The sequence below is a fragment of the Vibrio sp. HENC-03 genome (assembly GCF_000305755.2).
In the GTDB taxonomy this organism is placed as follows: domain Bacteria; phylum Pseudomonadota; class Gammaproteobacteria; order Enterobacterales; family Vibrionaceae; genus Vibrio; species Vibrio owensii.
Genome location: NZ_JH976079.1, coordinates 157,638 through 164,688 on the forward strand (window position 1 = coordinate 157,638; position 7,051 = coordinate 164,688).

A 7,051-nucleotide genomic window follows, 5' to 3' on the forward strand; every position below is an offset into this window, starting at 1 on the left:
GAGGCGCCTTGGCAGAGTGGCTATGCAGCGGATTGCAAATCCGTGGACCTCGGTTCGATTCCGGGAGGCGCCTCCATTCTTTTCGAAAGCTCGTCATTATGACGGGCTTTCTTCGTTTTAGCGCAATGAAATCGACGCGCTTTAATCCCTCTTTCTGCTGTTTACTTATTATCTCCTCCCTGATTATTTGATCGGGATTCAATAATTGCACTCAATTAGTTATTGATTTTATAAATGCTACACATCTCAATAATTGTAGAGGGTGATTGGTGATAATTTCTCCACGATTGTAGTCCGAACTTTTTGTTGTACAACAGACGGTTAGTTGGATTTCTTCTACCTGTCTTGCGGCTCTCTAAGTTCGGGCTTCGTCCTAAAACGTGAGAGAAAAATAATGAAAACATTCAACCTTAAACCCACACTTTTACCTTTAACTTTGCTGCTCAGTTCGCCGGTAATGGCGGCTCAAAATGGAACCATGATGCAGTATTTCCATTGGTATGTGCCAAATGACGGTGCACTCTGGACACAAGTTGAAAACAACGCGCCAGCACTATCTGACAACGGCTTTACCGCGTTATGGCTACCGCCTGCCTATAAAGGTGCTGGTGGCAGCAACGACGTCGGTTATGGCGTTTACGATATGTATGACTTGGGGGAGTTTGATCAAAAAGGATCGGTGCGAACCAAATACGGTACTAAAGACCAATACCTCGATGCCATCAAAGCGGCACACGCAAATAACATTCAAATTTATGGTGATGTGGTATTTAACCACCGTGGCGGTGCGGATGGTAAATCGTGGGTCGACACCAAGCGAGTCGATTGGAACAACCGAAATATTGAGCTCGGCGACAAATGGATTGAAGCATGGGTCGAATTTAGCTTCCCGGGGCGTAACGACAAATACTCAGATTTCCATTGGACGTGGTATCACTTTGATGGCGTCGACTGGGATGACGCAGGTAAAGAAAAAGCGATCTTCAAATTTAAAGGTGACGGCAAAGCATGGGATTGGGAAGTCAGCTCTGAAAAAGGCAACTACGACTATCTCATGTACGCAGATTTAGACATGGACCACCCAGACGTGAAGCAAGAGCTGAAAGACTGGGGCGAGTGGTACTTAAACATGACGGGTGTAGATGGTTTCCGAATGGACGCGGTTAAACACATCAAATACCAGTACCTACAAGAGTGGATCGATTACTTGCGTTGGAAGACAGGCAAAGAGCTGTTCACTGTGGGTGAATACTGGAACTACGACGTGAACAATCTGCATAACTTTATCACTAAGACTTCTGGCAGCATGTCATTGTTTGATGCACCGCTACACATGAACTTCTATAACGCTTCACGCTCGGGTGGTAACTTCGATATGCGCCGTATCATGGATGGCACCTTGATGAAGGACAACCCAGTGAAAGCGGTAACATTGGTCGAGAACCATGATACGCAACCACTGCAAGCGCTGGAGTCTCCTGTGGATTGGTGGTTTAAGCCTCTTGCGTACGCGTTCATTTTGCTTCGTGAAGAAGGTTATCCGTCAGTGTTCTACGCGGATTACTACGGCGCACAATACAGCGATAAAGGACACGACATCAATATGGTGAAAGTGCCGTACATTGAGCAGTTGGTGAAAGCGCGTAAAGATTATGCTTATGGCAAGCAGCACTCCTACCTTGATCATTGGGATGTGATTGGTTGGACACGAGAAGGGGATGCGGAACACCCGAACTCAATGGCGGTTATCATGAGTGATGGCCCTGGCGGAACAAAATGGATGTACACAGGTTCACCGAGTACGCGTTACGTCGATAAGTTAGGTATTCGCACCGAAGAAGTCTGGACTGACGCCAACGGTTGGGCTGAGTTCCCAGTGAACGGCGGTTCGGTTTCTGTTTGGGTCGGCGTTAAATAATCAGGCTCGTAGAATTACAGGTGTGACCAATTTCGAAAATAGTGCGCATTTAATCAATGTCTTGTTTGATATTCATGAAACATATGCGTAACTTTATACCTGAGCATTATCAGTAGGCAGATTAAGGAAAGGAATCTATGGCTGACGTTTTGATTGTTGCGATTGTATTCGGTGCAATATTTGGTGGTGGTATCGTTAAGCTGATTCTCAATCATCGAAAAGAAGTGAGAGCGCTCGAAATTTCTGAGCGTAAGCAGATGAATAAAGAAGAGCGAGATGGTCTTAATAAACAAATAGAAGACCTAAAACAGCGCGTCGAAGTATTAGAGCGTATCGTTACTGACAACAAATACCAACTTGATAAAGAAATTGCGTCTTTGTAATTCTGAACCAAGAAGAAAGAGCCAGTTTAATACTGGCTCTTTTTGTTTCTGTTCCTTTTCCCAGATTGCTCGAAGCAATGGAAGCAATGGATTACCGCTCATCAAAGAAGTCTTTGTTTCGAATGTACTTGCTCATCAAGTGATAAGAAAAAGGGCGTATCAACCAACTTACCAAAGAGCGTCCAAGCCGCATCAACGTTGGTGTGTTCTCGTAAATCCTACCGTTATAAAGCCAAAGCATTTTGCCTACATGCCAGTAGAGAAAAGGTACCGGAGGCATAAAGGTAACAATGTCGATGTCGCAACAGATTCGATAGGTTTTATGTCCTAACTTGTATTGTTTTTTGAATGTCCAATCACCAATTGCTGGCTGACCAAACGTTACTACTCGCTTGATGCTTTTGGGGTACTTTCGTTCGATATAATCGGCAAACACGCTACCAATCGCGCCGCCCGATGAATGCCCAGTAATGGTGATGCGCTTGCCTTGTAGAATCAGCGGTACGACGGTGGCTTCTAGTCGTTCAATCACGCTCAAACCAAGACGATCTTCATTTCGAGAAGGTTGGCTTTCTTGAAATAACAAATGGTAGAAACCTGCATGGATGCGATAGTTAAGCCCAAGGCGCTTGCAGCTACGAGTCCACATGGCAAAGTTCAAAAGCCAATCGCTAATGCTGTGCGACCCCTTAATGACAACAACGACTTCTGTGCGCTTTTTACTCCACAAAACACGGATCATGGTTTTGCCAAACTCGTTTTTAATGATCCGCTGTCCATTAGGGTCGAACCCATAGCGGGTCTGTTTAAAGACTCTGGGGTAGGCAAGGTTGCAGAGTACGGCGTAGCGTTCGTATTGGTATCGTTTTAGAGGCTTCACGTTGTTGTTCTTTGTCTTAGTTAATTTCAAACTCTAGACGTCAAATATGAAAAGAACATGAACCTGTATGGAAAGGCAAAATAAACAGCTCAGCCTATAGCGTTCATTTTTATGGCTTGAGTACAAATTAAGTGTAAATAGCGAGTGCATCGCTTCTCTTTATCTCACGTTTGAACGATTTCAAGTCAGTGAAAATTGCCAGCTTGGTGGTTTGATGATCTTTTTCTACCAATGTTAAGAGCTGACCAATCGCCTTACGCTGTGGCTTGGTGAATTGCTTATCGTTTTGCTGTGTACGAAAGAAATCGAGCTGATTGGAAGTATCGTTAAACGCGCCGAGGCGGTCTTGAAGTTGCTTCAACTGTTTTACATTCGCTCTGTGCTGTATTCCAAGGTGGCCTTGGTGAGGAACATACAAAGGAGCAAAGTATTCAAGCAAGTAACGGAGCTTCTTGCATTCAAGCCTGAATTGATGAACTTCACCATCGTTGCTTTTTATGTTCAAGCCTCTACATGCATTGCTTACCAGCTTGTAGTGGTGGAGGATCCTTTTGTTCGAACAAACAACAATGGATTCGACATTGTCCACCTCATATTGAGATGCTCGGCGAAGGCTGTTTTCAATCATGACACAGGTTTTGAGATAGCAATCAGAGGCGAGCCATTGCCTAACAGATTTGAGTGCTTCGATTTGTTGCGTTTCAATCACTTCAAAAACCGACGCTAATTTATCTTGGTATTCCGGTGATCGATTTAAGTAATGCTCTCTATCGATGAGAAACACATCTGAGTCGCGTAATGTGTTGGTCTGCTTCATGAGTAACTTTAAGTGGGGCTTGAGCAGTTTGAATTCAAAGGGGCAGAAATTAGGCTTAAGAAGCAGTAGTAGAGAGCGAATGCGCCGTAAAGTGACTCGATATTGATGGTTAAACTCAGGTTCCGTTTCGGTAATTACGCCTTGTTCAAGCGTTCTTGCGTAGTCGAATTCATGCATTAGATGACGGGGTAAAAGAAAGCTCAGATCCGAATCTGGACTCAATTTAAAGTCCGCAACCTTCTTGTTGAGAAGCTTCATCGCCATCCTCCTACATCAAACATGGTTTAATTTTAGGAGGTGACGACCAGTTCTACCTGTCTCAGCCAACAATTATTCCGGCTAGTTGGCGGCTTGGTGAAGAAATTCAAGCTGTTGCTTTTCTTTATCGCTCATTTCATAAGGTTCATCGGATAGGGTATTCGAATCAAATGATCCAATAGGATAAGACTCTGCTTTACTTTGGCCATACTGTGCTTTTTCACCTGGGAAACCAGACATGCGTTCTATCATGATGTCACGAAGTTCATACTCGGCTCTTCCATTGGGTAAGACATTGTGGAACGCTTTTAGCTCCACGGTTTGTTCTCCTTCAGCCAGTTGTTTCTTTTGTACTAAAGAGGCAACTGCCGAGCCGCTTGATAGATATAAACTGCCACGAACTCGATAGATACCCGCTCTGTCCACTTGAACTGTAATAGGAATCACCATATCGGAATTATTCGAAGACGCTTGGTCTACATTGATAATGCTGGCTACAGAGTGGTAAAGGCGTAAATCCGCACTGATGACATCTTCACCTTGCTCAAAGCTGATGCGTGCCACCAATCTTAATTCTTGTGGCCAGTTTGCTTCTGGTGTTATTTGCCACCCCTTCTCTTGAACAGGAAGAGTCGTGAGGGTTTGCTGGCTTTCTACGTCAATAATGTCGAGTGACGCTGTCACGTAGTTTGCCGATGATTTTAAGCGAACATCAATCTTGTCTGGATAAAAATGACGATATTTGTCCAAGCTTAATGCTGCTTTGGCTTCTCCATTCAACACTGGAACAGGGACCTCTTCAAAATGATTCCAATCGAGATACGGGCTGTTCTTATCTGTGATGGGAGTAGAGTAGGCTGGATACTGTAAGACCTCTTCGTGACGTTCTGCAATCAAAGATAAGTCATGGGAAGAAGTCATACCTTCAATCACATCGACGCTCTCTTCTTTGGGAGGTAATGGCGCGCCCTCCATAGTGATGGTTTCGCTCGGTGTTGGCTTGGGTAAAGCAGCCGTTTGATTCTGCTGGGCTGGTTGTTGCTTCGTGGAGTCATCGTCTTGATTTTGTTGCGATAGAAACATCGCCGTAGCCCCAATCAAAACGAAAGCCCCAATGGCGATTGGCTTTTTGTTACTCATAATCGATCTCTTGCATCGTGCTTTGTGTGAGAAGAGCCAAGCATGACACTTGGCTCGTTGGTTTGCTTATTACGACGCTTTACAGGCCGACAGCGATTTCCGACATGGTGTCATTTTGAGAATCTTGTACGTAAATGTATTTATTTCCAAACCATCCGTTCTCTTGGTAGCTGTCAACGCTTACCGATTTTCCATCCGCTAAGGCAATCGACGTATTACTGGAGGTGACTTTACCTTTGTGTTTCGACCCAATGACCTCGCTGTGGCTATAACCGTTACCCATGATGAACGGGTAGTGGTTTGGCATAAAGCTAGCCACTCCCTTGCTTTGAGAAGCCACTTTTCCGTCCATAGCAAGACTAGTAGAACAGCTATCGAAACTGCCTGAGCTTGAAGCGCCACATGATGAATGCGCCGCTACAACACCATCGTCTTTTCCGGGCAAGAAGCTTGCGGTCGCTTTTAAGTAGTCGCTGCCGTTACCAACAAAACGAATTCGAGGGATACGGTGGTCTGGTAACATCGCGATTTGGCGAGCGTTTGACACTTTTAGATCATTCAATACACCGGTGTTGTTTTTTGATGGCATATCACCAAGCCAGAGTGAAATCGCATAACGCATTGCACTGTTTGTCCAGCCACCACCTTCAGTGATGTTAATAACGATATCGCCCAGCTCGGATCCACCACCAGCGCCCGCAAAGTCGAAAGTCGCGACAATGTTGAGTGGAGATAGGCCTGCGTTAGTTAACCAGTTTTCTTGGTTATCGAGCAGATGTCTTGCAACTAGGTCGCCAGTTGAGTGGGTGACCAACACGCAACCCGGCTGGCAAGTCCCGTTTCTTGAGAGCTCTTGCAGCTTCGGCCATACATAATCACTGGCTATTTTTCCTTCAACTCTTTCATGAGAGGGCCAATCAATGCGAGCATCGGCATACTGCATCCAATAGTCTTTCCAATAATCCGCACCTTCTGTTTCAACTTGCGATGGCGCTGGTTTAGTTTGCAGTTGATCGGCTTGGAATCCGTGGATGAGGACCACTTTGTAATCACCAATAGCTGCATTGGAAGCGGTAGGTAAAGCCATTGCTACTGCGAGTGCGGCTAGTTTTGTCATTTTATTCATGATGTTATCAACCTTTGAATGTTTAGTTTCGCCAAAAATAGCGAAGTGGTAATAAGCAAAATACAAACATCAAAATCACTTTTGCTCGAAAGGTATGATTAACGGGATGAATAATAACGATCAACACATCCGATCTGTGAAGTGTTACCGGAGTACAATAATGATAATTTTAATTCCTATAAATGAGATTGCTTGCGGGAGTAATTTATAAAGTTGTTGATAGATTTCTCTTTTTAATCTTTCTGACATTAACTAGAAAGAAAAGCGATGATTGAGTAAGAGCAGGTGAAGAGCAGGGTTGGAATGGTTTGATGTGTTTAGGGATTGATCGAATTGATTGAAGAGTGCTCGTCTGAGTCTGCTTTTTAACCGCATGAATAAAAAAGATAAAATTTGTTGTTGACCTAGAATCTTAATCCGTTAAAGTACGCCTCGTTCTCACGGCGAAGGTCGTTAGAGCAGGTGGTGTTACCATCGCATTGATTGCGTTGCCCTGGTGGTGGAATTGGTAGACACAAGGGATTTAAAA

General features: G+C 44.4%; 6 protein-coding genes and 1 tRNA gene. 3 read left to right on the top strand and 4 right to left on the bottom strand.

Going from position 1 to position 7,051, the window contains the following annotated elements; translation table 11 throughout:
* The first annotated feature begins 2 nt into the window (after positions 1–2).
* From VCHENC03_RS17730 to VCHENC03_RS17720, 3 genes are all read left to right on the top strand, one after another.
* Positions 3–76 (top strand) — tRNA-Cys (locus tag VCHENC03_RS17730).
* A 318-nt stretch (positions 77–394) separates the two neighbouring features.
* Complete coding sequence (gene amyS, locus VCHENC03_RS17725) at positions 395–1,918, top strand: alpha-amylase (RefSeq protein WP_009705334.1); 1,524 nt, start codon at positions 395–397, stop codon at positions 1,916–1,918.
* Between the two features lie 137 nt (positions 1,919–2,055).
* The gene (locus VCHENC03_RS17720) at positions 2,056–2,301 is read left to right on the top strand and encodes a hypothetical protein (RefSeq protein WP_005440998.1); all 246 of its coding nucleotides are present in this window, start codon (positions 2,056–2,058) and stop codon (positions 2,299–2,301) included.
* Between the two features lie 91 nt (positions 2,302–2,392).
* On the opposite strand, the gene VCHENC03_RS17715 is transcribed toward VCHENC03_RS17720, so the two are convergent.
* The 4 genes from VCHENC03_RS17715 to VCHENC03_RS17700 form a co-directional block, all read right to left on the bottom strand.
* The gene (locus VCHENC03_RS17715; RefSeq protein ID WP_032802384.1) at positions 2,393–3,181 is read right to left on the bottom strand and encodes a lipase family protein; all 789 of its coding nucleotides are present in this window, start codon (positions 3,179–3,181) and stop codon (positions 2,393–2,395) included.
* 127 nt (positions 3,182–3,308) lie between these two features.
* On the bottom strand, positions 3,309–4,256 hold the full coding sequence (locus VCHENC03_RS17710; RefSeq protein ID WP_009705336.1) for a CHAD domain-containing protein: 948 nt from the start codon (positions 4,254–4,256) through the stop codon (positions 3,309–3,311).
* An 81-nt stretch (positions 4,257–4,337) separates the two neighbouring features.
* On the bottom strand, positions 4,338–5,396 hold the full coding sequence (locus tag VCHENC03_RS17705) for a hypothetical protein (RefSeq protein ID WP_009705337.1): 1,059 nt from the start codon (positions 5,394–5,396) through the stop codon (positions 4,338–4,340).
* A gap of 79 nt (positions 5,397–5,475) precedes the next feature.
* Positions 5,476–6,522, bottom strand: a complete 1,047-nt coding sequence (locus VCHENC03_RS17700) for a hypothetical protein (protein WP_009705338.1) — start codon at positions 6,520–6,522, stop codon at positions 5,476–5,478.
* Positions 6,523–7,051: the final 529 nt, after the last annotated feature.

Excerpts from the sequence above, each read along its gene's own strand:
- amyS (WP_009705334.1), top strand. The coding sequence starts at position 395 with ATGAAAACATTCAACCTTAAACCCACACTTTTACCTTTAACTTTGCTG.
- VCHENC03_RS17720 (WP_005440998.1), top strand. The coding sequence starts at position 2,056 with ATGGCTGACGTTTTGATTGTTGCGATTGTATTCGGTGCAATATTTGGT.
- VCHENC03_RS17710 (WP_009705336.1), bottom strand. The coding sequence starts at position 4,256 with ATGAAGCTTCTCAACAAGAAGGTTGCGGACTTTAAATTGAGTCCAGAT.
- VCHENC03_RS17705 (WP_009705337.1), bottom strand. The coding sequence starts at position 5,396 with ATGAGTAACAAAAAGCCAATCGCCATTGGGGCTTTCGTTTTGATTGGG.
- VCHENC03_RS17700 (WP_009705338.1), bottom strand. The coding sequence starts at position 6,522 with ATGAATAAAATGACAAAACTAGCCGCACTCGCAGTAGCAATGGCTTTA.